Source organism: Streptomyces sp. NPDC058195, from assembly GCF_042883525.1.
Lineage (GTDB): Bacteria > Actinomycetota > Actinomycetes > Streptomycetales > Streptomycetaceae > Streptomyces.
This window is the reverse complement of sequence record NZ_JBHVVM010000013.1, coordinates 176,524-200,442: the sequence shown is the minus strand read 5'-3', so window position 1 is coordinate 200,442 and position 23,919 is coordinate 176,524. Positions and strand designations below refer to the sequence as shown.

At 71.6% G+C, this 23,919-nt stretch carries 20 protein-coding genes; 7 read left to right on the top strand and 13 right to left on the bottom strand.

The window, feature by feature from the left end; all coding sequences use genetic code 11:
- Nucleotides 1–157 precede the first annotated feature (157 nt).
- On the top strand, nucleotides 158–931 hold the full coding sequence (locus ACFVWY_RS18615; RefSeq protein WP_389873328.1) for a hypothetical protein: 774 nt from the start codon (nucleotides 158–160) through the stop codon (nucleotides 929–931).
- On the opposite strand, the gene ACFVWY_RS18610 is transcribed toward ACFVWY_RS18615, so the two are convergent.
- From ACFVWY_RS18610 to hydA, 3 genes are all read right to left on the bottom strand, one after another.
- Nucleotides 894–2,453: an NCS1 family nucleobase:cation symporter-1 gene (locus tag ACFVWY_RS18610; RefSeq protein WP_389873326.1), complete on the bottom strand. Its 1,560-nt coding sequence runs from the start codon at nucleotides 2,451–2,453 to the stop codon at nucleotides 894–896. The two genes, ACFVWY_RS18615 and ACFVWY_RS18610, sit on opposite strands and share 38 nt — an antisense overlap.
- A gap of 154 nt (nucleotides 2,454–2,607) precedes the next feature.
- Nucleotides 2,608–3,624 (bottom strand): TIGR03842 family LLM class F420-dependent oxidoreductase, encoded by a 1,017-nt coding sequence (locus ACFVWY_RS18605; protein WP_389873324.1) that lies wholly within the window; start codon nucleotides 3,622–3,624, stop codon nucleotides 2,608–2,610.
- A 10-nt stretch (nucleotides 3,625–3,634) separates the two neighbouring features.
- On the bottom strand, nucleotides 3,635–5,035 hold the full coding sequence (gene hydA, locus ACFVWY_RS18600) for a dihydropyrimidinase (RefSeq protein WP_389873322.1): 1,401 nt from the start codon (nucleotides 5,033–5,035) through the stop codon (nucleotides 3,635–3,637).
- A gap of 337 nt (nucleotides 5,036–5,372) precedes the next feature.
- Between hydA and ACFVWY_RS18595 the strand changes: the two genes are divergently transcribed.
- Nucleotides 5,373–7,262 (top strand): alkaline phosphatase family protein, encoded by a 1,890-nt coding sequence (locus ACFVWY_RS18595; RefSeq protein WP_389873319.1) that lies wholly within the window; start codon nucleotides 5,373–5,375, stop codon nucleotides 7,260–7,262.
- Nucleotides 7,263–7,320: 58 nt separating this feature from the next.
- Here ACFVWY_RS18595 and ACFVWY_RS18590 read toward each other — a convergent pair whose 3' ends face one another.
- Both ACFVWY_RS18590 and ACFVWY_RS18585 read right to left on the bottom strand, forming a co-directional pair.
- The gene (locus tag ACFVWY_RS18590; protein ID WP_389873317.1) at nucleotides 7,321–8,604 is read right to left on the bottom strand and encodes an aspartate aminotransferase family protein; all 1,284 of its coding nucleotides are present in this window, start codon (nucleotides 8,602–8,604) and stop codon (nucleotides 7,321–7,323) included.
- Nucleotides 8,601–9,443: a nitrilase-related carbon-nitrogen hydrolase gene (locus ACFVWY_RS18585; RefSeq protein ID WP_389873315.1), complete on the bottom strand. Its 843-nt coding sequence runs from the start codon at nucleotides 9,441–9,443 to the stop codon at nucleotides 8,601–8,603. The genes ACFVWY_RS18590 and ACFVWY_RS18585 overlap by 4 nt, the downstream gene beginning before the upstream one ends.
- Before the next feature lie 256 nt (nucleotides 9,444–9,699).
- Between ACFVWY_RS18585 and ACFVWY_RS18580 the strand changes: the two genes are divergently transcribed.
- Together ACFVWY_RS18580 and ACFVWY_RS18575 are read left to right on the top strand one after the other, a co-directional pair.
- Complete coding sequence (locus ACFVWY_RS18580; protein ID WP_389873313.1) at nucleotides 9,700–10,971, top strand: aminotransferase class I/II-fold pyridoxal phosphate-dependent enzyme; 1,272 nt, start codon at nucleotides 9,700–9,702, stop codon at nucleotides 10,969–10,971.
- A gap of 147 nt (nucleotides 10,972–11,118) precedes the next feature.
- Nucleotides 11,119–12,213: a Rieske 2Fe-2S domain-containing protein gene (locus ACFVWY_RS18575; protein ID WP_389873311.1), complete on the top strand. Its 1,095-nt coding sequence runs from the start codon at nucleotides 11,119–11,121 to the stop codon at nucleotides 12,211–12,213.
- 82 nt (nucleotides 12,214–12,295) lie between these two features.
- On the opposite strand, the gene ACFVWY_RS18570 is transcribed toward ACFVWY_RS18575, so the two are convergent.
- Nucleotides 12,296–12,565, bottom strand: a complete 270-nt coding sequence (locus ACFVWY_RS18570; RefSeq protein ID WP_389873308.1) for a helix-turn-helix domain-containing protein — start codon at nucleotides 12,563–12,565, stop codon at nucleotides 12,296–12,298.
- Between the two features lie 41 nt (nucleotides 12,566–12,606).
- Here ACFVWY_RS18570 and map point away from each other — a divergent pair, with 41 nt between their 5' ends.
- Nucleotides 12,607–13,374, top strand: a complete 768-nt coding sequence (gene map / locus ACFVWY_RS18565) for a type I methionyl aminopeptidase (protein WP_389873306.1) — start codon at nucleotides 12,607–12,609, stop codon at nucleotides 13,372–13,374.
- 35 nt (nucleotides 13,375–13,409) lie between these two features.
- On the opposite strand, the gene ACFVWY_RS18560 is transcribed toward map, so the two are convergent.
- The 3 genes from ACFVWY_RS18560 to ACFVWY_RS18550 form a co-directional block, all read right to left on the bottom strand.
- Nucleotides 13,410–14,096 carry a glycoside hydrolase family 75 protein gene (locus tag ACFVWY_RS18560; protein ID WP_389873305.1) on the bottom strand — a complete coding sequence of 229 codons (687 nt, stop codon included), beginning with the start codon at nucleotides 14,094–14,096 and terminating at the stop codon, nucleotides 13,410–13,412.
- A 150-nt stretch (nucleotides 14,097–14,246) separates the two neighbouring features.
- A complete protein-coding gene (gene ggt / locus ACFVWY_RS18555) occupies nucleotides 14,247–16,055 on the bottom strand; it encodes a gamma-glutamyltransferase (protein WP_389873304.1) in 1,809 nt (602 codons plus the stop codon).
- Nucleotides 16,056–16,385: 330 nt separating this feature from the next.
- Complete coding sequence (locus tag ACFVWY_RS18550; RefSeq protein WP_389873302.1) at nucleotides 16,386–16,763, bottom strand: hypothetical protein; 378 nt, start codon at nucleotides 16,761–16,763, stop codon at nucleotides 16,386–16,388.
- A 340-nt stretch (nucleotides 16,764–17,103) separates the two neighbouring features.
- On the opposite strand from ACFVWY_RS18550, the gene ACFVWY_RS18545 reads away from it, so the two are divergent.
- Nucleotides 17,104–17,844 carry a hypothetical protein gene (locus ACFVWY_RS18545; RefSeq protein ID WP_389873301.1) on the top strand — a complete coding sequence of 247 codons (741 nt, stop codon included), beginning with the start codon at nucleotides 17,104–17,106 and terminating at the stop codon, nucleotides 17,842–17,844.
- 96 nt (nucleotides 17,845–17,940) lie between these two features.
- On the opposite strand, the gene ACFVWY_RS18540 is transcribed toward ACFVWY_RS18545, so the two are convergent.
- The 4 genes from ACFVWY_RS18540 to murJ all read right to left on the bottom strand — a co-directional run bounded on the left by ACFVWY_RS18540 (nucleotide 17,941) and on the right by murJ (nucleotide 22,412).
- Nucleotides 17,941–18,456, bottom strand: coding sequence for a hypothetical protein (locus tag ACFVWY_RS18540; RefSeq protein WP_389873298.1), 516 nt, complete (start codon nucleotides 18,454–18,456; stop codon nucleotides 17,941–17,943).
- Between the two features lie 71 nt (nucleotides 18,457–18,527).
- Nucleotides 18,528–19,964, bottom strand: a complete 1,437-nt coding sequence (locus ACFVWY_RS18535; RefSeq protein WP_389873295.1) for an ATP-binding protein — start codon at nucleotides 19,962–19,964, stop codon at nucleotides 18,528–18,530.
- Nucleotides 19,961–20,644, bottom strand: coding sequence for a response regulator (locus ACFVWY_RS18530; RefSeq protein ID WP_389873292.1), 684 nt, complete (start codon nucleotides 20,642–20,644; stop codon nucleotides 19,961–19,963). The genes ACFVWY_RS18535 and ACFVWY_RS18530 overlap by 4 nt, the downstream gene beginning before the upstream one ends.
- Nucleotides 20,645–20,726: 82 nt before the next feature.
- Nucleotides 20,727–22,412 (bottom strand): murein biosynthesis integral membrane protein MurJ, encoded by a 1,686-nt coding sequence (murJ, locus tag ACFVWY_RS18525; protein WP_389873289.1) that lies wholly within the window; start codon nucleotides 22,410–22,412, stop codon nucleotides 20,727–20,729.
- 218 nt (nucleotides 22,413–22,630) lie between these two features.
- Here murJ and ACFVWY_RS18520 point away from each other — a divergent pair, with 218 nt between their 5' ends.
- Nucleotides 22,631–23,878 carry an Ig-like domain-containing protein gene (locus ACFVWY_RS18520; RefSeq protein WP_389873287.1) on the top strand — a complete coding sequence of 416 codons (1,248 nt, stop codon included), beginning with the start codon at nucleotides 22,631–22,633 and terminating at the stop codon, nucleotides 23,876–23,878.
- Nucleotides 23,879–23,919: the final 41 nt, after the last annotated feature.

The following is a 23,919-nucleotide window of genomic DNA, read 5'->3' as shown; positions in this document are numbered from 1 at the left end:
CGCTCGCGGCACAAAACACGGCACAACATCACCCTGTGTGCTCACCGCAGTTGAGTTCCGCCGCGCGACCGGGCGGTCCCCGACGTAGGCTCGAAGGATCGGAGGGCACCGGAGAAGGCCCGACGAGCTCCCCGACAGCAGGCTTCAGGGAGGCGACGTGACCGCTGGACACCACGCCACCCGCCGCGCCGCCCCGGTGGCGGCCGTCGTGCTCGGGCTCACCGGCGGCCTCGTGGGCGGCGGTACGGCACGGGCGGACAACGGGATCGACACGCTCTCCGCCCAGCAGATCGCGCAGCGTTCGCACGATGCCCTGCTGAGCACCCGTTCCCTGCATCTCACCGCCCGCGGTGACCTGGGCGACGGACGTCCGGCGCAGGCGCTGGACCTCACCGTGGACCGGTCCGGGAACTGCGCGGGATCGGTGCGTCTGGGCGACGGCCAGGGCTCGGCACGGATCGTGAAGCACGGCGACGAGGTCTGGGTGAAGCCGGACGCCGACTTCTGGAAGAGCCAGGTCCCCGACGGCGGCCCGGCCTTCGCCGCGATCCTGGACGGGCGTTACATGAAGGCCCCGGCCTCCGACCCCCGCTTGCGCGCCCTGACCGCGGGCTGCGATCCCGCGGCCTTCCAGCGGTTGGCGGACGCCGCGGCGCACCAGGACCCGGCGACGCTGCGCAAGGCCCCGCGCACCACCCTCGGCGGCGCCCCGGTGGTGCCGCTGATCAGCACCCGGGAGGGCCGGACGTGGACGACGTACGTCGCGGCCACGGGCCGGCCCTTCCCGCTGCGGATCACGGTCCACGGCGGCGGGGCGGACGCGGTGGCGGGCCTCTCGGACTTCGGGCGTCCGGTGCCCGCGGCCACGCCGCCGCCGGGTCTGACGTACGACATCAGCGCGCTGCTGGGCCGTTCTTCGGTGCCGGTGTGACGGCGGACCGGCCGCTGAGCACCACGTACAGCACCAGCGAGGAGGCCAGGCCGACCGCCCAGCCGTAGTCCGCGAGCGGTTCGAGGACGGGGATCAGCCCGTCCTCGGGGAACGGCCCCTCGCCCGGGGCGGAGTGCGAGCCGCCGGTCGCGAGGACCCCGCCGACGGCGAAGGCGAGGACAGCCCGCCAGTTCCAGCCGTTGACGTACCAGTAGCGTCCGCCGGGGCGGTAGAGGTCCGGGAGGTGGAGCACGGTGCGGCGGACGATCCAGTAGTCGGCGATGAGGATGCCCGCGACCGTTCCGAGCAGCCCGCCGACCAGCCCCAGCCAGGTGAAGATGTACAGCTCGGGGGTCTCGGTGAGCTTCCACGGCATGATGACGACGCCGACGACCCCCGTGATCATCGCCCCGGTACGGAAGCTGATGAACCGTGGCGCGAGGTTCGCCAGGTCGTACGCCGGTGACACCACGTTGGCCGCGATGTTGACGGAGACCGTCGCGACCAGCACCGTCACCAGGCCGAAGAGCAGCCCGAAGACGTTGTCGGTGCGTGCCACCAGCTGGACCGGATCCCAGATCGCCTCTCCGTACACGGCCTGCGAGCCGGAGGTGACCAGGACCGAGAGCAGCGCGAAGAGCGTCATGGTGGTCGGCAGGCCGAGCGCCTGGCCCCGGATCTGCGCGCGCTGCCCGGCCCCGAAGCGGGTGAAGTCGGGGATGTTCAGCGAGAGCGTGGCCCAGAACGCGATCATGCCCATCAGCGAGGGGAAGAAGACCGGCCAGAACTCCCGCCCCCAGCCGAGCCTGGACGGCTGGTCGAGCAGGGGCCCGAAGCCGCCCGCCTTGACCGCGATCCAGACCAGGAGCACGGCGGCGCCGACGATCACAAACGGCGCCGCCCAGTTCTCGAACCGCCGCAGCGCGTCCATCCCCCGGTAGATGATGGCGAGTTCGAGGGCCCAGAAGAGCAGGAAGCAGAGCCACAGCGTCCATGGCTGGCCACCGATCTCGGACGCCTTCGCCCAGCCGCCGAAGATCTTCCCCAGCAGGGTGAAGATCCCGACACCGCCGATCCAGGTCTGGATGCCGAACCAGGCGCAGGCCACCGCCGCCCGGATCAGTGCGGGCAGATTGGCGCCGCGCAGCCCGAAGGAGGCGCGGGCCAGGACCGGGAAGGGGATGCCGTACTTGGGTCCGGCGTGCCCGGTGAGCAGCATCGGGCCGAGCACGATCAGGTTGGCCAGGGCGATGGTGAACACGGCCTGCTTCCAGTCCATGCCGAGCGCCACGAGCCCGGAGGCGAGCAGCCAGGACGGGATGTTGTGGGCCATGCCCACCCAGAGCGCGGCGAAGTTGTACGTCGTCCAGCGGCGCCGTTCCAGGGGGACGGGCAACAGGTCCTCGTTGACGAACCGGTTGTCGGCGGGAACGGCGCCGGGATCGAGCCCGACGCGCCCGGAGGGGTCCGGGGCGCCGGGTATCGGGTCCTGCGGCGGAGTGGGCGGAACGGACGAGGGCATGGCGGCTGGACCCTTCGCTCGGGAGCGGTGCCGTGCGGAGCGGGACGCGTACAACCGTGGGGGTGTACAACCGTGGGGCGCGGACCCGTGGGGCGCGGACCCGTGGAGCGGTGGAGCGCGGGTGCGGGGGTGCGGGGGTGCGGGGGTGCGGGGGTCAGTCGGTGAGGGCGGGGATGATCCGCTCGCCGTACGCGTCGATGGTCTCCTCGCGCGCGTCGTGCATGTCGTACACGGCGAACTGGTCGACGCCCAGGTCACGCAGGGCCCGCAGCTTCGCGATATGCGCCTCGGCGGGGCCCAGCAGGCAGAACCGGTCGACGATCTCGTCCGGCACGAAGGCGGTGTCGGGGTTCCCGGCCCGGCCGTGGTGGCTGTAGTCGTAGCCCTGACGGTCCTTGATGTACGCGGTGAGCTCCTCCGGGACCATGCCGGAGTGCTCCCCGTACCGGGTGACCAGGTCGGCCACGTGGTTGCCGACCATGCCGCCGAACCAGCGGCACTGGTCCCGGGCGTGGGCCAGGGAGCCCGGCGCGTCGTCGGCGGTGACGTAGGCGGGGGCGGCGACGCAGATGGTCACGGCGTCCGGGTCGCGGCCGGCCGCCGCCGCCGCGTCCCGTACCGCCTTGACCATCCATTCGGTGAGGAAGGGGTCGGCGAGCTGGAGGATGAAGCCGTCGGCCTTCTGCCCCGCGAGGGCGAGGGCCTTCGGGCCGTACGCCCCCATCCAGACGGGCAGCCGGCCGTCCTTCACCCAGGGGATGCGGACCGGCTGGCCGTCGACGGTCGCCTCGCGGCCCTCGGCGAGGTCGCGGATGACCTCGATGGCCTCGCCGAGGCGGGCCAGGGTGTTGGGCGGGCGTCCGGCGACGCGCATCGCGGAGTCGCCGCGTCCGATGCCGCAGACGGTGCGGTTGCCGTACATGTCGTTGAGGGTGGCGAAGGTGGAGGCGGTCACCTCCCAGGTGCGGGTGCCGGGGTTGGTGACCATGGGGCCGACGACGAGCCGTTCGGTGTGTTCGAGGATGCGGCTGTAGATGACGAAGGGTTCCTGCCAGAGCACCGCCGAGTCGAAGGTCCAGCCGTAGCGGAAGCCGTTGCGTTCGGCGCGGCGCATCAGCTCGACGACGGCCGAGGCGGGCGGGTCGGTCTGGAGGACGAGTCCAAAGTCCATGGCGGTGCTCCTAGTCGAGGTACTGACAGGTGGCGCGCGGGGTGTAGCTGCCGTGTCCGGCCCGGCCGGTGAACTTCCTTGCCTCGATGACGGGTTCACCGCGCGACAGGACGGTCTCGACCTGACCGGTGATCCGCTTGCCCTCGTACGCCGAGTAGTCGACGTTCATGTGGTGGGTCTGCGCGGAGATGGTCTGCCCGGCCGTGGGGTCGTAGATGACGATGTCGGCGTCGGAGCCCGGCGCGATGGTGCCCTTCTTCGGGTAGAGACCGAACATCCGGGCCGGGGAGGCGCAGGCGATCTCGATCCAGCGGCGGCGTGAGAGGTGGCCGTCCACCACCGCCTGGTGCAGGAGGTCCATCCGGTTCTCCACCCCGGGCATGCCGTTGGGGATCTTGGAGAAGTCTCCGCGGCCCATCTCCTTCTGCCCCGAGAAGCAGAAGGGGCAGTGGTCGGTGGAGACGACCTGGAGTTCGTTGTTCCTGAGGCCGCGCCAGAGGGCTTCCTGGTGCTCCCGGGGCCGCAGCGGGGTGGAGCACACGTATTTCGCGCCCTCGAAGTCCGGCTCGGCGAGGTTGTCGGTGGACAGGAAGAGGTACTGCGGGCAGGTCTCGCCGAAGACCGGAAGTCCCTTGTGGCGGGCGGCGGCGACCTCGGCGACGGCTTCGTCGGCGGAGACGTGCACGATGTAGAGCGGGGCCCCGGCGACCCGGGCGAGCTGGACGGCACGGTGGGTGGCCTCGGCCTCCAGCGCGACCTTGCGCACGTCCCCGTGGTAGCGCGGGTCGGTGCGGCCCTCGGCGAGGGCCTGTTCGACGAGTACGTCGATGGCGATGCCGTTCTCCGCGTGCATCATGATCAGGCCGCCGTTGCGGGAGGCCCGTTGCATGGCGCGCAGGATCTGGCCGTCGTCGCTGTAGAAGACGCCCGGGTAGGCCATGAACAGCTTGAAGGAGGTGACCCCCTCCGCGACCAGCAGGTCCATCTCCTTGAGCGAGGACTCGTTCACGTCGGAGAGGATCATGTGGAAGGCGTAGTCGACGGCGCACTTCCCGTCGGCCTTCTCGTACCAGGCGTCGAGCCCTTCGCGGACCGGGCGCCCCACGGACTGGATGGCGAAGTCGACGATGGTGGTGGTGCCGCCCCAGGCGGCGGCCCGGGTGCCGGTCTCGAAGGTGTCGGCGGCGTAGGTGCCGCCGAACGGCATCTCCATGTGCGTGTGCGCGTCGACACCGCCCGGGATCACGTATCTGCCGGTGGCGTCGATCCTGCGGTCGGCGCTCCAGCCGTCGGCCGCGTCGCTGCCGTGCTCGGCGAGCGCCGCGACACGGCCGCCCTCGATGAGTACGTCGGCGTGCATTTCGTCGGACGCGGTGATGACGAGACCGCCGTGGATGACGGTGCGGCTCATGTACCCCTCCTCACTGTGGCGGAATGGGTCTACGCACGTAGAAGTGGTGCGTGTGAAGAAAGTAGAAGTGGGTTACCCACTGTGGCAATACCGCTGCCGACAACCGCTGAAGACGTTTCTGTTTCCCGCGTCCGGCACTCCACCGGCCCACAGCCGCGGGCAGGGCCCCGGCCATCGGAAAATAACGAATTGATGACGGGTCTGGTCCAGATGTTGGATACGGTTCACACGCCCGTCCCTTGTCCGGGGTGATCCGCTCACCACCGGGGGCGAGTCTCGGACCCATCACCGGACTCCCCCGTCCGTCCGGTACCACCGACCGATCCCGGAGGATCACGTGTCACTGCCGCGCTCCGCGCGCACGGTGCTGGCCGCCGCCACCGTCGCCGCCGTCGCCCTTCCGCTCGCCGCCGCCACCGCCCAGGCCCAGGACCCGAAGGCCCCGGCCGCCGCCACCCCGTACGCCGGTCTGCCGTCCGGCACCAAGCAGGCGAAGACCCTGGTCATCGGCATCGACGGCGCCACCTTCGACGCCTTCTCCCGCGCCGATGTCCCGCGCATCGAGCGGCTGATGGCCCAGGGACTGACCGCCCGGAGCAACCTCTACGCCGACCCGATGGCCCCGACCGTCTCCGGCGCCGGCTGGTCGTCGATCGCCACCGGGGTCTGGCCCGACAGGCACAACGTGAAGGACAACAACTTCACCAGCCCCAACTACGGACGCTACCCGGACTACGCGACCCGGCTGGAGACCGCCGACCCGGCCACGTCCACCCTGGTCGTCGGCACCTGGAACCCCATCCCCCAGACCGTCTTCGGCGCGAAGACCGATCTGCGCGTCGCGGGCGGCAACGACGAGGGCACCACCGCCAAGGCCGCCGACTACCTGGCGCGCGGCAACCCCGACTCCGCCTTCGTCCACCTCGACGAGGTCGACGGCGCGGGCCACAGCACCGGCTCGTCGAGCGCCGCCTACCTCAAGGCCCTGAACACCGCCGACGGCCAGGTCGGCCGCCTGCTCGACGCCGTCGCCTCGCGCCCCACGTACGCGCAGGAGGACTGGCTGATCGTCGTCACCGCCGACCACGGCCACACCCCCACCGGCGGCCACGGCGGCAACTCCCCCCTGGAGCGCGGCACGTTCGTGATAGCCCAGGGCAAGGGCATCGCCCCCGGTTCGGTACGCCAGGACGTCAGGATCACCGACGTCGCGCCCACCGTGCTGCGCCACGAGGGCGTCGCCACCGACCCCGCCTGGGACCTGGACGGCACCTCGCTCGCCGAGCCGAGGACGGACGCCTTCGACGCGCTGCGCCCCTCGCTGCGCGGACCCGTCGACGAGACGAAGCTCCCGGCCGACGCCAGGGGCTGGACGCACACCGCCCCCGAGGGCTGGTCCATCGACAACACGAAGATGCCGTCCGGCGGCGTCACCGAGTGGCGCGGCTGGGCCTTCGCCACGGACGAGTTCTGGACCAACGCCGAGCGCGGCCAGGGCCGCGAGACCAGTGTCCGCGCCCGTGACGTGTTCGCGGTGGCCGACTCCGACGAGTGGGACGACAAGGCGCACGGCGCCGGGCCGTTCGACTCCACCCTGATCAGCCCCGCGTACCCGCTGAACGGCGCGCCGACGGCCACGCTCTCGTACGCGACGAACTACCGGATCGACGGCCCGCAGACCGGCGATGTGTACGTCTCGTACGACGGCGGCGCCCCGCGGCCGGTGAAGTCGTACCGGGCGGACAGCAACACCGTGGAGCACCTGGAGCTGGCCGTTCCGGCGGGCGCGCGGACCGCCCGGCTGAGCTTCCGCTACACCGGTACGAACAGCGCCTTCTGGACCGTCGACCAGGTCGCCTTCAACCAGCCCCACCCGCCCTCGCAGCTCGCCGTCACCTCGCTGGACGCCGGGACCGTGCTCCTCGGCCGCCCCGGCTCCGACTCGCCCTGGAAGGTCACCGCGAACGGCGTCGTGCGCACCGCCCAGGGCGCGCCGGTGAAGGGCGCCGAGGTCACCGCCGAACTGACGGTGGACGGCGCGGTGCGCAAGCTGACCGGCAGCACGAAGAAGGACGGCTCGGTCCGGTTCAAGACCACGGTGCCCCAGGGCGTCGCCAGGGCCTCGCTGACGATCGCCGAGGTGCGCTACCGGAACCTCGCGTACTACGGCGAGCTGGATCCGGTCCGCACCCTGGACCTCACTCGTCCGACCGGCAAGCGCCGCTGACCGCCCGGCCGGGCCCCGGGGCACCACGCCCGGGGCCCGGCCCCGCGTCCCTCCGGCCTCAGTCCAGCGAGCGGATCGCCTCCCCGAGGATGCCCGCGCCCTCCTCCGCCTCGGCGATGGTGAGCGAGAGCGGCGGAGCGATCCGCAGCACGCTGGTGTTGTGGCCGCCGCCCTTGCCGATGAGCAGGCCGCCCTCGCGGGCCGCTTCGAGCACCGCCGTGGCCGCCGCGGGGTCCGCCTCGTCGGTGCCGGGCCGCACCAGCTCGACACCGATCATCAGGCCCCGGCCCCGGATCTCGCGCACCCGCTCCGAGCCCGCGGCGACCGCCCGCAGCCGCTCGATCAGCAGACCGCCCACACGCCGGGCGTTGCCCTGGAGGTCGTGCTCCAGCAGGTACGAGAGGTTGGCCAGCCCGGCCGCCATGGTGACCGGTGAGCCGCCGAAGGTCGAGATGGAGTTGGCGTCCAGGCAGTTCATGACCTCGGCGCGGGCCACGACACCGCCGATCGACATCCCGTTGCCGATGCCCTTGGCGAAGGTGAGGATGTCCGGCGGCCCGTTCTCACCGTGTGCCTGCCAGCCCCAGAAGTGCTCTCCGGTACGGCCCCAGCCGGTCTGCACCTCGTCGGAGATCCACAGCACCCCGTGCCGGTCCAGGACTCGCCGGAACGCCGCGTACAGGCCGTCCGGCGGCGAGGTGAACCCGCCGACGCCCTGGACGGGTTCGGCGATCAGGGCGGCCGGTGGCCGGGTGTGCCCGAGCAGGTCCTCCAGGTCGGCGACGCACGCCTCGACGAACTCCGCGTCACTCAGGTGCGCGAAGGGGCCGCGGGTACGGACGCCGCCGTGCACGTAGAGCGTCTGGAGCGGTGACAGGCTGGTCGGCGACCAGGCGTTGTTGCCGGTGATGGAGACCGCGCCGAAGGACCTGCCGTGGTAGCTGTTGCGCATCGCGAGGATCTGGTTCGACCGGCGGTAGGTGGTGGCGAGCAGCAGCGCCGTGTCGTTGGCCTCGGTGCCGGAGGTGGTGAAGAAGACCCGGGCGTCCGGGATGCCGGAGAGCGCGGCGACCCGTTCGGCCAGCTCGGTCATCGGCCGGTTGAGGTAGAGCGTGGAGCTGTGGATGATCCGGCCGGCCTGCTCGGAGACCGCCTTGGTCACCTCGGGCAGGGCGTGGGCGGTCATGGTGGTGAGGATGCCGCCGAAGAAGTCGAGATAGCGCCTGCCGTCGGCGTCCCAGACGTGGCGGCCCTCGCCGTGGGTGATCTCCAGCGGCTTCTTGTAGTAGAGCGCCAGCCAGTCGGGGCTGACGGCGAGATGGCGGTGGTGCAGGCTGCTCACTGCTCCACCAGTCCCTCGTAGGCGTCGGGGCGGCGGTCGCGGTAGAACGCCCACTGCTGCCTGACCTCGTCGATGAGGCCGAAGTCGAGGTCGCGTACGACGAGTTCATCGGCCTTGTCGCCGGCGACCTCGCCGACGAACTGACCGCGGGGGTCGACGAAGTAGCTGGTTCCGTAGAAGTCGTTGTCGCCGTACTCCTCCTGGCCGACGCGGTTGATCGCGGCGATGAAGTACTCGTTGGCGACCGCGGCGGCGGGCTGCTCCAGCTGCCAGAGGTAGGCGGAGAGGCCGCGCGAGGTGGCGGACGGGTTGTAGACCAGCTGGGCGCCGTTCAGGCCGAGTTGGCGCCATCCCTCGGGGAAGTGACGGTCGTAGCAGATGTAGACGCCGACCTTGCCGACGGCGGTGTCGAAGACCGGCCAGCCGACGTTGCCGGGCTTGAAGTAGTACTTCTCCCAGAAGCCCTTGACCTGCGGGATGTGGTGCTTGCGGTACTTGCCGAGATAGGAGCCGTCGGCGTCGATCACGGCGGCGGTGTTGTAGTAGAAACCGGACTGCTCGACCTCGAAGACCGGTACGACGATCACCATGCCGGTCTCGCGGGCGAGCTCCCGCATCCGGCTGACGGTCGGGCCGTCCGGGACGGCCTCGGCCCAGCGGTAGTGCTCGGCCTCCTGCACCTGGCAGAAGTAGGGGGCGTTGAACACCTCCTGGAAGCCGATGACCTGCGCGCCCTGCCGGGCGGCCTCGCGGGCATGTTCCTCATGCTTGGCGATCATGGATTCGGTGTCGCCGGTCCAGGTCGCCTGGACGAGTGCGGCGCGAACGACTGGGGACATGAGCTGCTCCTTCGACGCGGCGTCAGCGAGCCTCAACGCGTTTCTACGCCCGTAGACACGTGCGTAGAGGAGAACGTAAGCCCCGTCACACAGCGGGGCAAGACCATCGCCGCGAACCCGCGGAGTCGATCATGTTTCACACCCGTGCGGTCCACAGGCGCCCCGCTTGCCCACTCCCGGTCCGCCGCCCTCCCGCACCGGCTTTGTATTCTCGGCGGGCGCCCCCGTACGAGCGGTACCTGCGAGAGGATCCACCATGACCAGCGACCCGACCCCCGACAGCCTGTCCGGGCTCCTCGACCAGGCCCGTCAGGACCACCGGGACCTGGTGGGGCTCGGGCTCTCGCTCGACCTCACCCGCGGCAAGCCGGCCCCCGCCCAGCTGGACCTCTCCGAGGAGCTGCTGGGCCTGCCCGGAGCCGGTCGGCACACCGCCGCCGACGGCACGGACGTACGCAACTACGGCGGGCTCCAGGGGCTGCCCGAACTGCGGGAGATCTTCGCCGGGGTGCTCCAGGTTCCGGCCGGCCAGCTGCTCGCGGCCGGGAACTCCAGCCTGGAGCTGATGCACGACTGCCTGGTGCACGCACTGCTGAGCGTGCTGCCGGGGGCCCCGTCGCGGTGGGTGGACCAGGAGCGGATCGCGTTCCTGTGCCCGGTGCCCGGGTACGACCGGCACTTCGCGCTCTGCGAGCGGTTCGGGATCGACATGATCCCGGTCCCGATGACCGACGAGGGCCCGGACATGGACGTCGTCGAGCGGCTCGTCGCCGAGGATCCCGCGGTCAAGGGCATCTGGTGCGTGCCGAAGTACAGCAACCCGGACGGTGTCTGCTACAGCGACGCGACGGTGGCCCGGCTCGCCGCGATGAGCACCGCCGCCCCCGACTTCCGGATCTTCTGGGACAACGCCTACGCCGCCCACCACCTCACCGACGAGCCCGTCGAGATCGCCGATCTGCTCGCCGCCTGCGCCGGGGCGGGCCACCCCGACCGGGTCTTCGTGTTCGGCTCCACCTCGAAGATCACCATGGCGGGCGCGGGCGTCGCGTTCTTCGGCTCGTCCCCGGCGAACGTCCAGTGGCTGCTCGGCAACAACGCCAAGCGGTCGATCGGCCCCGACAAGATCAACCACCTGCGCCACGCGATGTTCCTGCGCGACGCCGATGGGGTCCGGTACCACATGGAGCGCCAGCGCGCCCTGCTCCAGCCCAAGTTCGAGGCGGTGGCCCGGATCCTGGAGGCGGAGCTCGGCGGCACCGGGCTGGCGTCCTGGACCTCGCCCAAGGGCGGTTACTTCGTCACCCTGGAGGTCCCGGACGGCTGCGCCCGGGAGGTCGTGCGCCGGGCCGCCGAGGCGGGCATCGTGCTGACCCCCGCGGGCGCCACGCATCCGTACGGCGAGGACCCGCGCGACGCGGTCATCCGGATCGCCCCCAGCTATCCCGGGCTCGCGGAGCTGGAGCAGGCCATCGCGGGGCTGACCGTCTGCGTGCGCCTGGTGGGGTACGAGCAGCGGACCCGCTGAGGCCGGAGCACCGCCGCACCCCTTCTCCGCCCGGCGTCAACTCCCGCTTCATTTCTCCCCGTTCGAGTGGTGTGCGGTGCCGTAGGGAGATTCCGGAACGGTCTGGGCAGTTGTCCCGGAGGACCGTATCCGGAAGAAGGGGAAGTGGTGGGACTGTCACGCGAACTCGGGGGCGCCATCAGCGAGGGGCCGACACCGGCCGATGCTGCGGGCGCCCCCGCCCTGCCGTATCCGAGCGGCTGGTCCGCACTCGCGTTCTCCGACGAGCTGCGGCCGGGCACCGTCCTCACCCGGCCGCTGGCGGGTCAGGACGTGGTGCTGTACCGGCTCGGCTCGGGCGCGGTGCGGGCCATCCGGCCGTACTGCCCGCACCTGGGGGCCCATCTGGGCCTGGCCAAGGTCGAGGGGGACGAGCTGGTCTGCCCCTTCCACTTCTTCGCCTTCGGCCCGGACGGCTCCTGTGTGCGCACGGGGTACGACACGGCCCCTCCGCGGTCGCCGCTGTCGCAGCTGCCGGTGATGGAGGTGAACGGCGCGGTGTTCGTCTGGCGGCACCATGACGGCCGGGAGCCGGACTGGTCGATTCCGCAGTGGCATGTGATCGGCCACCGGCCCTCGCGCAGCGCGGCCTGGGAGCTGGCCGGAAATGTCCAGGAGGTCATCGAGAATTCGGTGGACCTCGGGCACTTCGCCACCCTGCACGGCTGGAGCAAGGCCGAGATCGGCGGCCCCGTGGAGTACGACGACGCGACGTTCCACGTCTCCATGCGCGCCCATGAATCGGCGCCGCTGCTGGGCGATTTCGTCGTGCACGTCGAGGTGGACGGCTATGGGCTCGGCTGCCTGCACGCCGATGTGCACACGCCCCGGCTGGGGCTGCGGATGTGCACGATGGTGCTGCCGACGGCGATCGCGCCGAACCGGATGCAGTTCCGGCAGCTCAACCGCATCGCCTTCGACGAGCCGTCCCGGCTTCCGGCCCCGCTCGCGCGCACGGTGAGCCGGACCGCGGCCCGGCTGCTGGACCGCGCGGTCTTCCGTTCCAGCTGCGAGTTCACCGCGGCCGACTTCCCGATCTGGCACCACAAGGAGTACCGGCAGCCGCCCGGACTGGCCGCCGGTGACGGCCCGATCGGCCCGTTCCGGCGCTGGGCCCGCCGGTTCTACCCGACGTCACCGGACGGCAGGCGGACGGTCATGATCGACCTGGTCGAGCAGCCGAACGGGGCCAACGTGTCCTGAGACGGACTCCGCCCCCGCTCCGCCTCCGGCCCCGGCTCCCGCACCTCCGCGGGGGCCGGGGCCGGGGCCGTCGAGGGGGCCGCTACCCCGCCAGGGGGACCGCGTCCGGCTCCTGGACGCAGCCGGTGAGGATCTCGTCCATCGAGAGCCCGAGCGCACCGGCCAGGGCCGCGACCGTGAAGAAGGCCGGGGTCGGGGCGCGGCCCGTCTCGATCTTGCGCAGTGTCTCGGCGGAGATTCCGGCGCTCGCCGCGATCTCGACCATGCTGCGTCCGCCGCGCGCCTGGCGCAGCAGTTCGCCGAGGCGCTCGCCGCGGCGGCGCTCTTGCGGAGTCAGAGGAGTTCGAACCATGCCGTCATTCTAATACCGCTTCGACCGGTATAGTAATTGGCATGGTGCAACTCAAGACGGACACATCCATCGAAGCCATGCGCGAGACCGGCCGGGTCGTGGCACAGCTCCTGGCCTCCGTACGGCAGGCCGCGGCGGTCGGCGTCTCGCTGCGCGAACTGGACGAGGTGGCCCGCGCGGTGCTGCGGGACGCGGGTGCCGGTTCGCCCTTCCTGAACTACCGGCCGCATTTCGCGCCCACCCCCTTCCCCGCCGTGATCTGCGCGTCGGTCAACGACGCCATCGTGCACGGCATCCCCACCGACCAGCGGCTGCGCGACGGCGACCTGGTGAGCATCGACGCGGGCGCGACACTGGGCGGCTGGGCCGGTGACTCGGCGATCAGCTTCACCGTCGGCCAGGCCCAGAAGGCCGACACCCGGCTCGTCGAAACGGCCTTCGCCGCGCTGGAGGCGGGTATCGCGGCGGCGGTCGTCGGCAACCGGATCGGCGACATCGCGCATGCGATCGGCACGGTCTGCCGGAACGCCGGATACGGCATCCCGGAGGGCTTCGGCGGCCACGGCATCGGCCGGGCGATGCACGAGGACCCGGCCGTCCCCAACGAAGGACGGCCGGGCCGGGGCCTGCCGCTGCGGCACGGGATGGTCCTGGCCATCGAGCCGATGCTGATCGGCGGCGGAAAGGACGACTACTACGCGGACCGGGACGGCTGGACGCTGCGCACCACCGACGGCAGCCGCGCGGCGCACGCCGAGCACACCGTGGCGATCACCGACGACGGACCGCGCGTCCTGACCTCCCTGTGACCGGTCCGGATCACGGAGCCGTGACGGGACAGCCCTTAGTTGTTCTGGAGGAACTGCCGGGCAAGGGCGTCCCCGGCGGTGACGGCGGCGCTGTGGCTCTCGATGGGCGACACCTGGGAGTTCTTGAACAGGATGTAGGTGACGCCGGATTCGGCGCCGCCGGTCTCCGGGTCCGGGTCGATGCCGAGGGCCTTGGCGGTGGCGTAGGACGCCTCACCGATGATCTGGCTGGGGCCGGTGTCGCCGACGACCGCGTACTCGACCTTGTTGTTGTAGATCACGGCGACGACGCCGCCGCCCTTGATGCCCGAATCACCGTACTTCCAGATGCTGCTGGCGCTGGGCACGACGACGTACGGCAGCTTCTCGGCGTTCAGCGGCTTTCCGGCGGAGGTCTCGAACGCCGTCCCGTTCTGGAACCACGGGTCGGTGTCCTCGTTGCAGGCGGCGGTGATCTCACCGTCGCAGTCGATGTCCATGTCGGCCTTCCAGAACACGGCGCCGTTCTTGCCGCAGACCGGGATGGTCGCCGATATCTCCTCGTCCGTGCGGTACTTGCCGTTGGAGATCTGCGAGCAGGTGGTCACCTTGGCCAGCAGGTCGGCCGCACTGACGGTGCCTTCCTTGATTCCCGGACCGGCATGGGCCGCCGGGGCCAGTGTGGCGGCGGCGAGCAGAGCGGCGCCAAAGGCGGCGGCGAGGGCGAGCGTTCGAGTACGCACAGTGGGGGGTGCCCTTCCCATAGGAAACTTTCCTTACCGACGGCACAACATGGCCCGCCCGGCCGCCGCCGTCAAGACCGCGGGAGCTGGTTCCGGGCACCTCGGCGCCCGGAACCAACTCCCTTACTCACTCACCTTATTGACGTACCGTCAGGGACGTTCGGCCGGCTTCACGACCCTCGCCGATCCGCCGCCGCGTCGCACCTTCTCCGCGGCCGCCAGCCACCGCCCGTCCGGCAGCCGCTGCACGCCCGTGGCCGCCCCGATCTCGGGGTTGAGCTTGAAGGCGTGACCCAGCGACTCCAGTCGCGCCCGGAGCGGGCTGTTCCACAGTGCCGGTTCGAGCTCGGTCGTCGGCGCGTTGCGCTGGCTGGCGCGCGGTGCCGCGATGGCGTCGACCAGCGGGAGCCCCCGGTCGACGGTGCCGAGGAGCGACTGGAGCACCGTCGTGATGATCGTGGCGCCACCGGGTGACCCCAGGGCCAGCACCGGCTTGCCGTGCTCCAGCACGATCGTCGGCGAGATGGACGAGCGTGGCCGCTTGCCCGGACCGGGCAGGTTCGGGTCGTGCACCGCGGGGTCGGCGGGTGCGAACGAGAAGTCGGTGAGCTCGTTGTTGAGCAGGAAGCCGCGCCCCGGCACGGTGATCCCGCTGCCGCCGGTCTGCTCGATCGTCAGCGTGTACGCGACGACGTTGCCCCACTTGTCGGCCACGGTCAGGTGGGTGGTGTTCTCCCCCTCGTACGTGGTCGGGGCGGCCTTGCCGCCGGTCGCGCAGTCGGCCGGGTGCCTCGGGTCGCCCGGCGCGAGCGGGCTGGTCAGCACGGCGTCGTCCTTGATCAGGCACGCGCGCGCGTCGGCGAACCGCTGGCTGAGCAGCTCCCGGGCCGGTACGTCCTCGAAGGCCGGGTCACCCACCCAGCGGCCCCGGTCCGCGAACGCGATCCGGCTGGCCTCGATGTAACGGTGCAGGTACTGGGCCTCGGTCAGCTTCGAGAGGCTGGTGGGCTCCAGGATGTTGAGCGCCTCGCCCACGCTCGTACCGCCGGAGGAGGAGGGCGCCATGCCGTAGACGTCGAGACCGCGGTAGCCGACCCTGGTCGGTGCCTGGCGCAGCGCCCGGTAGGAGCGCAGGTCCTTGGCGGTGAGGTCGCCGGGCCGCACGACCCGGGCGGCCCTGGGGTCGACGGGCGGCTTGCGGACGGTCCGTACGATGTCGTCGGCCAGCGCGCCCCGGTACAGCCCGTCGACGCCCTCGCGGCCCACCTGCGCATAGGTGCGGGCCAGGTCGGGGTTCTTGAACACGGAGCCGACCACCGGCAGTTCACCACCGGGCAGGAAGAGCTTCCGGGTCGCCGGGAAGTCGGCGAACCTGGCCTGATTGCCCTCGGTCTGCGAGCGGAAGGTGCCGTCGACGACGAACCCGTCCCGGGCGAGCCGCTCGGCCGGCTTGAGGACCTGCCGCAGCGATGTGCTGCCCCAGGTCCTGAGCGCGGTGTCCCAGGTGGCCGGGGTGCCGGGAGTGCCCACGGCCAGTCCGCTGGTCACGGCCGCGTCGAAGGAGAGCGGCTTGCCGTTCTCCAGGAAGAGCGAGGAGTCCGCGCTGCGCGGGGCGGTCTCCCGGCCGTCGATCGTCTCCACCGTGCGCCGCCCGGCGTCGTAGTAGACGAAGTAGCCGCCTCCGCCGAGGCCTCCCGAATAGGGTTCGGTGACACCGAGCGCGGCCGCGGTCGCCACCGCCGCGTCCACCGCGTTGCCGCCCTTGCGCAGCACCTCGATGCCGGCCGCCGAGGCATCCGCGTCGACGCTGGCCACCGCGCCTCCGTACCCCACCGCGACGGGTGACTTGGGCGGCATCTCGGGCGCCCGCGCGGACGTGGCCGGGGCGGCGGCACCAACAGCGACGACAGTGGCGAGAACAGCCGATAAAGACACATTCCGCACGATGAAACCTCTCATGCGCACCTCCAGTGCAGGATTGTCCGCGCAGGGTAACGCCGGGCCGCCCGCCCCGTCAGGTACGCCGCGACGCCACTTCCGGACGCCCGCTAGCATGCCCGCCCGCGCGTGGTGACCTACGCGGTGTCGTGCCGGGCGTGACAGCCGCCGACGTCGGCGAGCACCCATGAGGTCCGTGTCGGCGGGCCGGTCGCCGACGGTCGCGTTCCGCCGCGGCGTGACCATGACGCCGGACTCCGGCCGCCGACCCGGGATCCGCACCGGTCAGGCGCGACACGACGGGTGCCCCGAAGGACGTCCCGCCGGGGCACCCGTCTCCTGACCGGCCCGCTACCGCCGCCCCTCCCCGTTCTCCGGGACGAGCGGAACCGGCATCAGCCAGCAGGCGAACATCAACTGGACCACCAGTTCGAACAGGAGCGGTTCGGCTGTGCTCACGGCCAGACACGGCCAGATGAACACCGCCATCGGAGCGATCAGCGCCGCCCGAAAGCTGACGGGAGCCGCCTTCGTGTGCGCCAGTCCCGCCGAGAGCGCGAGCAGGAGCGTCGGAGCGCCGATGAGACCGAGCATGCCGAGGCTGGTCCTCACGTACTGCCCGGTGGAGTCGTCCCACGGGGCCAACAGCGCGATGACCGTCCACGCCATGGTGTGCAGGAGCAGATAGACCAGGACGCATCGGCCGATCCGGCCGAGTACACGGCGCATCCCGGGAACAGACGGCCGTTCGGCTTCCTCCGTCAGCATCCCTCTACGTCCCCGCCGTCCATCCGGGTCTTCCCGCTCCTCCCGTTCCTCCCGCTCCGGAACGGGGCGGGGCGGGGCCTGCACCGGTTTCGCGGACCGTCCTGTCGGTGGCCCTCACGCGCTGCGCCTGACGGGAACGGTACGGGACTGGCTGCCCGTCAGGACAGGCGTCTCCTTCACGGCGTAAGGAGACCGGGCTCTTCGTCGCTCCGACACGTCCGCGCGGCGCAACGCCGGGCCGGACCCGCCCCGTCAGGTTCGCCGTGGTTCCCGCTCCGGGCGCCCGCTAACATGCCCGCCCATGAGTGACGACCTACGCAACATCGTGCTGGGCGTGATAGCCGCCGGGGTCAGTGCCGCGCTGGGCTGGCTCGCCCGCACCTCTCTCTGGCGCCGCAGGCTCCGCCGCAAGCAGGCCTTCTTCGGGCTGCCGGACAATTCCGAGTGTCTGCTCGTCGTCAACCGCGACGCGGGCGGCGACGGCTCCGTCCACCGCCACGACGTCTTCGCGCTGCTGGAGCTCTCCGCCCTCGTCAAGGACTGCTCGGCACACGCGCAGATCCTCTCGCACGACGTGGCCCAGCAGGGTTTCGGCGAGCGCACCGAATTCTGCGTCGGCGGGCCGGTCTCCAACCGGCGGACGGCCGCCCATCTGCAGTCGCTGCTGCCCGGGGTGAAGGTGAACACCGACCCCGCGCCCGGCCCCGACCGCAACGCCTTCCAGATCGGCTCGGAGCGCTACCGGGTCGAGAAGGGGGTCGCCGAGTACGTACTGCTGGCGCGGCTGACGGCCGGGCGGGACGCGAGGCCGGTGTTCCTGTTCTGCGGGCAGCAGGCCATCACCAACCAGGCGGCCTCCCGCTATCTGTCCCGCACCCACGAGAAACTGGCCCGCAAGCACGGCAACAACACCTTCTGCCTGCTGCTGAAGGTGATCAACTCCCAGGCGTACGGACCCGACGTGGTCGAGCTGGTCGCGGATGTGACCCGCGTCGCGCAGGCCCCCGCACCGGCGCCGCGCACGTCACACCGGGCGACCTGAGCTCCGGGCGACCTGAGCTCCGCGTGACCTGGGCTCCGCGTGACCTGGGCTCCGGGCGGGCGGGGCCGGGCCGTCCGCCTTGCCGGGCTGGGGCTGTCAGACCGGGCAGCGGGCGGGCCCGATCGCACCGTCCGTGCCGGTCACCGTCACCGGCTCACCGCGGTCCGCGGTACGGGCCTGGGCGGCGGTGCAGACCAGCTGCCGACGCGCGGTGCCGGAGAACGTGGTGACGGGCGCGTTCAGCCGGACGTGGACGCCGTCCGGGCCCAGCCTGATGTGCACCTCGGCGCGGACGTACGGAAGTTCGGTGCGCAGACCGCTCATGGTCTCGTTCCGGTTCGGCCCCTCGAAGAGCAGCACGAGGGCCTGCTCGGGCCCTCCCCGGACCAGCTTCATACCGCCCGCGCCGGAGTCCTCCAGCGGCACTTCGTTGGGGCGCACCACGGGCATCAGCCGGTTCGCGGACGAGGAGGAGACGAAGTAGAGCAGCGTACTCTGCTCACGCCCCGGCGCCACGTCGACGGTGGCCGGGTCTCCGGCCCGCACGACGTCGGTGGCCCGGATCCCGCACCCGGCGGCCGACAGGGCCAGGGGCAGCAGGCCCAGGGGCAACAGTCCACGAGCCGCACGCCGGATTGCCGTACGCCGAATTGTCGTGCTCCGGGTTCTCGCACGTCGGGTTCTCATACGCCCTCCTGCGGCAGTTCCACGGTGAAGAGGGCGCCGCCGCCGGGTCCGTCCGAAGCCCGCACGGTGCCGCCGTGCAGCCGTACGTTCTCCTGGGTGATCGCCAGCCCGAGTCCGCTACCGGCCGACCGGGTGCGGGCCGCGTCCGCCTTGTAGAAGCGGTCGAAGACGTGGGGCAGCACAGCCGGGTCGATGCCCGGACCGCTGTCCGCGACCTCGACCACCACCAGCGGCCCGGAGCCCGCCGTTTCCGTGCGCAGGCGTACGGTGACAGGCTCCGCTCCGTGGCGCAGCGCGTTGCCGACGAGGTTGGCGACGACGACGTCGAAGCGGCGCGGGTCGAGCATCATCCGTATCCCGCCAGGGAGTTCCGTGTGCACCCGGTCAGCCCAGTGGCGGCTCTCCAGGGTCTTGCGGATCGCTTCGGCGACATCGATCCCGTCGAGGTGGAGATCGGCGGCCTTCGCGTCGAAGCGGGAGATCTCCATCAGGTCCTCGACGAGTGCGGCGAGCTTTCCCGTCTCGGCGCTGATCAGCCGGACGGCCGCCGCGGTGTCGGCGTTCAGCCGGTCCGCCTCCTCGTCGAGCACCTCGGTGACGGCGAGCATTCCGGCGAGGGGGGTGCGCAGTTCGTGCGAGACGTCGGAGGCGAAGCGCCGGGCCCGCAGCTCCGCCTGTCTGAGCTCCGCCACCGAGTCCCGGAGTTTGGTCGATGACTCGTTGAAGGTACGGGCGAGGCCGGCCAGCTCGTCGGAGCCGCGCACCTCGATCCGGGTGTCGAGCTCGCCCCGGCCGATGCCCGCGGCGGCCCGCCTGAGGTCGCGGACCGGACGCAGTACGCTGCGGGCCGCGAGCAGCGCGGGCACGAGGGCGATGAGCAGGGCGGGCAGGGCGCCGTCGCGGGCCGCGGTCACCAGGGCGTCGGCATTGGCCTGTTCGGTGCTGAGGCTCATCACGGCGTAGAGGACGAGCCCGGTGGGCTGGCCGCCGTCGCCGCGGTCGACGGTGGCGGGCATCCCGACGGCCAGCCAGGGGCGACCGCCGCTGACGACCCGCTGGAAGGTGCCGTGCGTACCGGCGCGGTTCTCGGCACGCAGTTCGGGCGTGATCAGGCCGGAGGCCGGGCGGCCGGTGGAGGAGGCCCGCAGCTTGCCGTACTCGGCGTGGACGGTCCACGGATGCGGCTTGCCCTCGCGGGCCAGGGTCCGGCAGATCCGCCGCAGCTGTTCCTCGTCGACCGGCAGGGTCACGGCCTGGGCGCCGGTCCGGTCCCGGAACTGGTCCACCGCCGTGTCCTGGGCCTGCTGGAGGATGGCGGTACGGGCCTCGCGGTAGGTGAGGGCGGCGGTGGTGGCGGCACTGATCGCGGCGACCAGGAGGAAGGCGCCGACCAGCCGGGTGCGCAGGCCGAACCGGGTGGTGAGCGACCTCATCCGAGCGGACCGAACCGGTACCCGAAGCCTCGCACGGTCTGGATGTACCGCGGGCGGCCGGGAACGTCCTCGACCTTCTGCCGCAGCCGTCGTACGCACGCGTCGACCAGCCGGGCGTCCCCGTGATAGCTGTGCTCCCAGACGTACTCCAGGAGGTGCTGACGGCTGAAGACCTCCTCGGGCGAGGCGGAGAGATGGAGCAGGAGCCTCAGTTCGGACGGGGCGAGCAGCAGGCGCTGTCCGGCCTTGGTGACGGTCAGCCCGGTACGGTCGACGGTCAGGTCGCCGTGCGTCTCGCTGCCGTCCCGCCCGGCAGGTGCGGTGAGCCGGCGCAGGACGGCGCGGATCCTGGCCTCGATGACCTCGGTGCGGGCCGGTTTGACGATGTAGTCGTCGGCTCCCGCCTCCAGTCCCACGATCACGTCGAAGTCGTCACCGCGGGCGGTGAGCATGATGATCGGGAGCTGACTGGTCTCGCGGATCCGGCGGCAGACCTGGACCCCGTTCATCTCCGGGAGCATCAGGTCGAGCAGCACCAGGTCGGGCCGGAACGCATCGAGCGCCGCCAGCCCCGCCTCGCCGCTCGCCACCCCGCACAGCTCATGGCCGCGCCGCCGCAGCCCGAGTCCGACCCCTTCACGTACGGAGGGGTCGTCTTCGATCAGCAACACGCGCGGCATGGCAGCAGTATCCCAGTCGCCGAACAGGCATCCGAATCCGCACCCGCCGGACTCGGACACTCCGGAGGGAGACCTTCCGGACTCAGGCCCTCCGCAGGCGGGCCCGGCCCGTCCCGATCGCCGCGCTGACCTCCCGCAGCCGCAGCGGGCGGGCCAGCAGGGCCACGGTGAGCAGCAGGACGAGCGTGCCCGCGCCCAGCGCGGCGAAGTCCCCGGCCCCGGCGCAGGCCCACGCGGCCAGGTATCCCAGCAGCCCGGCGGGGACCGCCGCCGCCACGAGCCGGAGCTGCGCTCCGAGCGCGGCCGAGCGCAGCGGCGAGGTCCCTGCGCCGAGCCTGCGGTGCAGCACGTACGCGGTGGCGGCGAAGCCCGCGAACAGGGCCACGGTGTAGCCCCCGGCCATTCCCGTGACGGCCCAGCGGGGCGGCAGCAGCAGATACGCGGCCACCGCGAGTCCGGCGTTGAGCGCGGCGATCACCAGGTTGAGGAGGAAGGGCGTGCGGGTGTCACTCATCGCGTAGAAGGCCCGGGAGAGCACGTACTGCCCCGAGTAGGCGATGAGGCCGGGGGCGAACGCCATGGTCATGCCCGCCATCACGGCGATGTCCGCGCCGCCGGTCCGCCCGTACCCGTACACCGCGCCCATCGCCCACGGAGCCAGCGCGAAGAGCAGGGCCACCGCGGGTATCACGAGCGCGGCCGAGGTGCGCAGGGCGTAGGAGACGTCGTGGCGCAGCGCCGGCAGGTCCCGGTCGGCGGCGGCGCGGCTCATCCGGGGCATCAGCGCGGTCACGAGCGAGACGGTCACGATGCCGTGCGGGACCACCCACAGCTGGAAGGCGTAGCTGTACGCGGTGTATCCGGCGCCGCCCGCCAGCCCCTGGTCCTCGGCGCGCAGACCGACGGTGGTGGAGAGCCGGGTCACCACCCAGTAGGCGATCTGGTTGGTGAGGACCAGCGCGACGAGCCAGCCCGCCGCGCGCAGCGGCCGGGTGAGGCCGCTGCCCCGCCAGTCGAACCGGGGCCTCCAGCGGAATCGCGCGGCGCGCAGTGCGGGCAGCAGGGCGAGGGTCTGGAGGACGATCCCGGCGGTCGTGCCCCAGCCGAGCAGCCGGGCCCGTTCCGGGGTGAGGACCCCGTCGGAGCCGGTCGCGAGAGCCAGGTAGAGCCCGAACACCCCGATGATCACCAGGTTGTTGAGGACCGGGGTCCACATCATCGCGCCGAACCGGTCCCGGGCGTTGAGGACTTGGCCCAGGAGAGTGAACAGCCCGTAGAAGAGGATCTGCGGCAGGCAGTAGCGGGCCAGGGCGACGGTCATGTCCGCCTGGGCTCCGTCGTAGCCGGGGGCGTAGACCTCGACGATCCAGGGGGCGGCGAGGACCGTGAGGCCGGTGAGGGCGAGGAGACCGACGGTGCACAGGGTGAGGAGCCGGTCGGTGTACGCGGCTCCGCCGTCGGCGTGCTGCTTCGTCGCGCGGACCAGCTCGGGGACGAAGACGGCGTTGAGCGCGCCGCCGATGAGCAGGGTGTAGAGGATGTTGGGCACGGTGTTGGCGACGTTGTACCCGTCGGCCTGGAGGCCGGTGCCGAGTGCGGCGACGACGACCGCCGAGCGGATGAAGCCGGTCGCCCGGGAGACGAGGGATCCGGCCGCCATGACGGCACCGTCGCGCAGCGCCGAGCGGGGTGCCGTGGGGGGCGCTGAGGCGGGTGCCGAGGGGGGCTCCGGGGCCGCGGCCTCGGTACGTTTCGCCGCTGCGCCCATGTGTCCCCCGTTGTTCTCCGGCCGTCGGGTCAGGCGTGGAGGGTAACCCGCGCGTGCCGCGCGCGGGTGCGGGAGGCCCCGCATGTGACCGGACGATGACCGTTGTGCTGCGGTACATGTCACACAGGGCATTTCCCGGTTTTCGGCTGATTTGCGGAACCTATCGTCGGATGTACGCCTCTCCCTCGACGAAGAACAATGCCTTGGAGGTATTTCCGTTGATCGCTGCACGTCGGCCCGTACGCCGTTCCGCTCCGCTCGGCCGCCCGGTCCGGCTTTCCCTGATCGCCGGTACCGCGGTGCTCGGGTCTCTGCTCACCGCGTGCTCCGGGGCCGCCGCCTCGGACTCGGGCTCGGACTCGGCGAAGGGCGGCGGTTCTGCAACCGCGGCCGCCGAGGAGCCCAGGATCTCGGTGAACCTGCACGGCGACCGGGCCGCCCCCGGCAAGCCGGTGAAGGTGACCCTCGCCTCCGGGAAGCTGAAGGCGGTCACGGTGAACGCGGACGGCGGCGCGGCGCTGACCGGCCGGATATCCGCCGACGGCCGGACCTGGACATCCGGGCGCCCGGCCGCACCGGGCACCACGTACGGGGTGGTGGCGAGCACCGCGGGGGGCGGCAGCGCGAAGGCCGGGTTCACCACCGCCGACGCGGAGAAGGTCAACAAGCTGACACTGGCCCCCGGCAAAGACACCACGGTCGGCATCGCCCAGCCGCTGTCGGTCGTCTTCGACCACCCGGTCAAGGACCGGGCGGCCGTCGAGAAGGCCCTGAAGGTCTCCACCTCGGACGACACCGAGGGTTCCTGGGGCTGGCTGCAGGACTACTCCGGCAAGGACCGCGTCGACTGGCGGCCCAAGGAGTACTGGAAGTCCGGTACGAAGGTCACGCTCGACGCCGATCTCAACGGCATCGACTCCGGCCCGTCGGGCGGCTGGTTCGTACGCGACTACCGGACCACCTTCACGATCGGCGCCGATCAGGTCGTCGCCGTGGATCTCGACCGCCACCGGCTGTCGCTGAAGCGGGACGGGAAGACCGTGATGGACGTGCCCATGTCGGCTGGCACCCCCGGCGGCGAGAAGGCGTCCTGGCGCGGCACGGCCGTGCTCATGTCCAAGGAGGGCACGATCAACATGCGCTCCGAGACGGTGGGCCTCGGTGACGCCTACGACAAGATGGTCGACTACTCGATGCGGCTGACCTGGTCCGGGATGTACGCCCACGCGGCGCCCTGGAACGCGGCCTACTTCGGGGTCGCCAACCGGAGCTCGGGCTGCCTCGGGATGAGCGACGCGAACGCCGGTGCGCTGTACGGGCAGGTACGGGCCGGCGACCCGTTCGAGATCACCGGCGCGGATGCCAAGGGCACCGTGGCGGAGGGCAACGGCTACGGGGCGTGGAACGTGTCGTGGGCCGACTGGCAGGCGAAGAGCGCGCTGCGGGGCACGGGCACGTCGGCGTGAACGGACCTGACCGCCGCCTTCCCCTCCGGACTCCGGCGGGG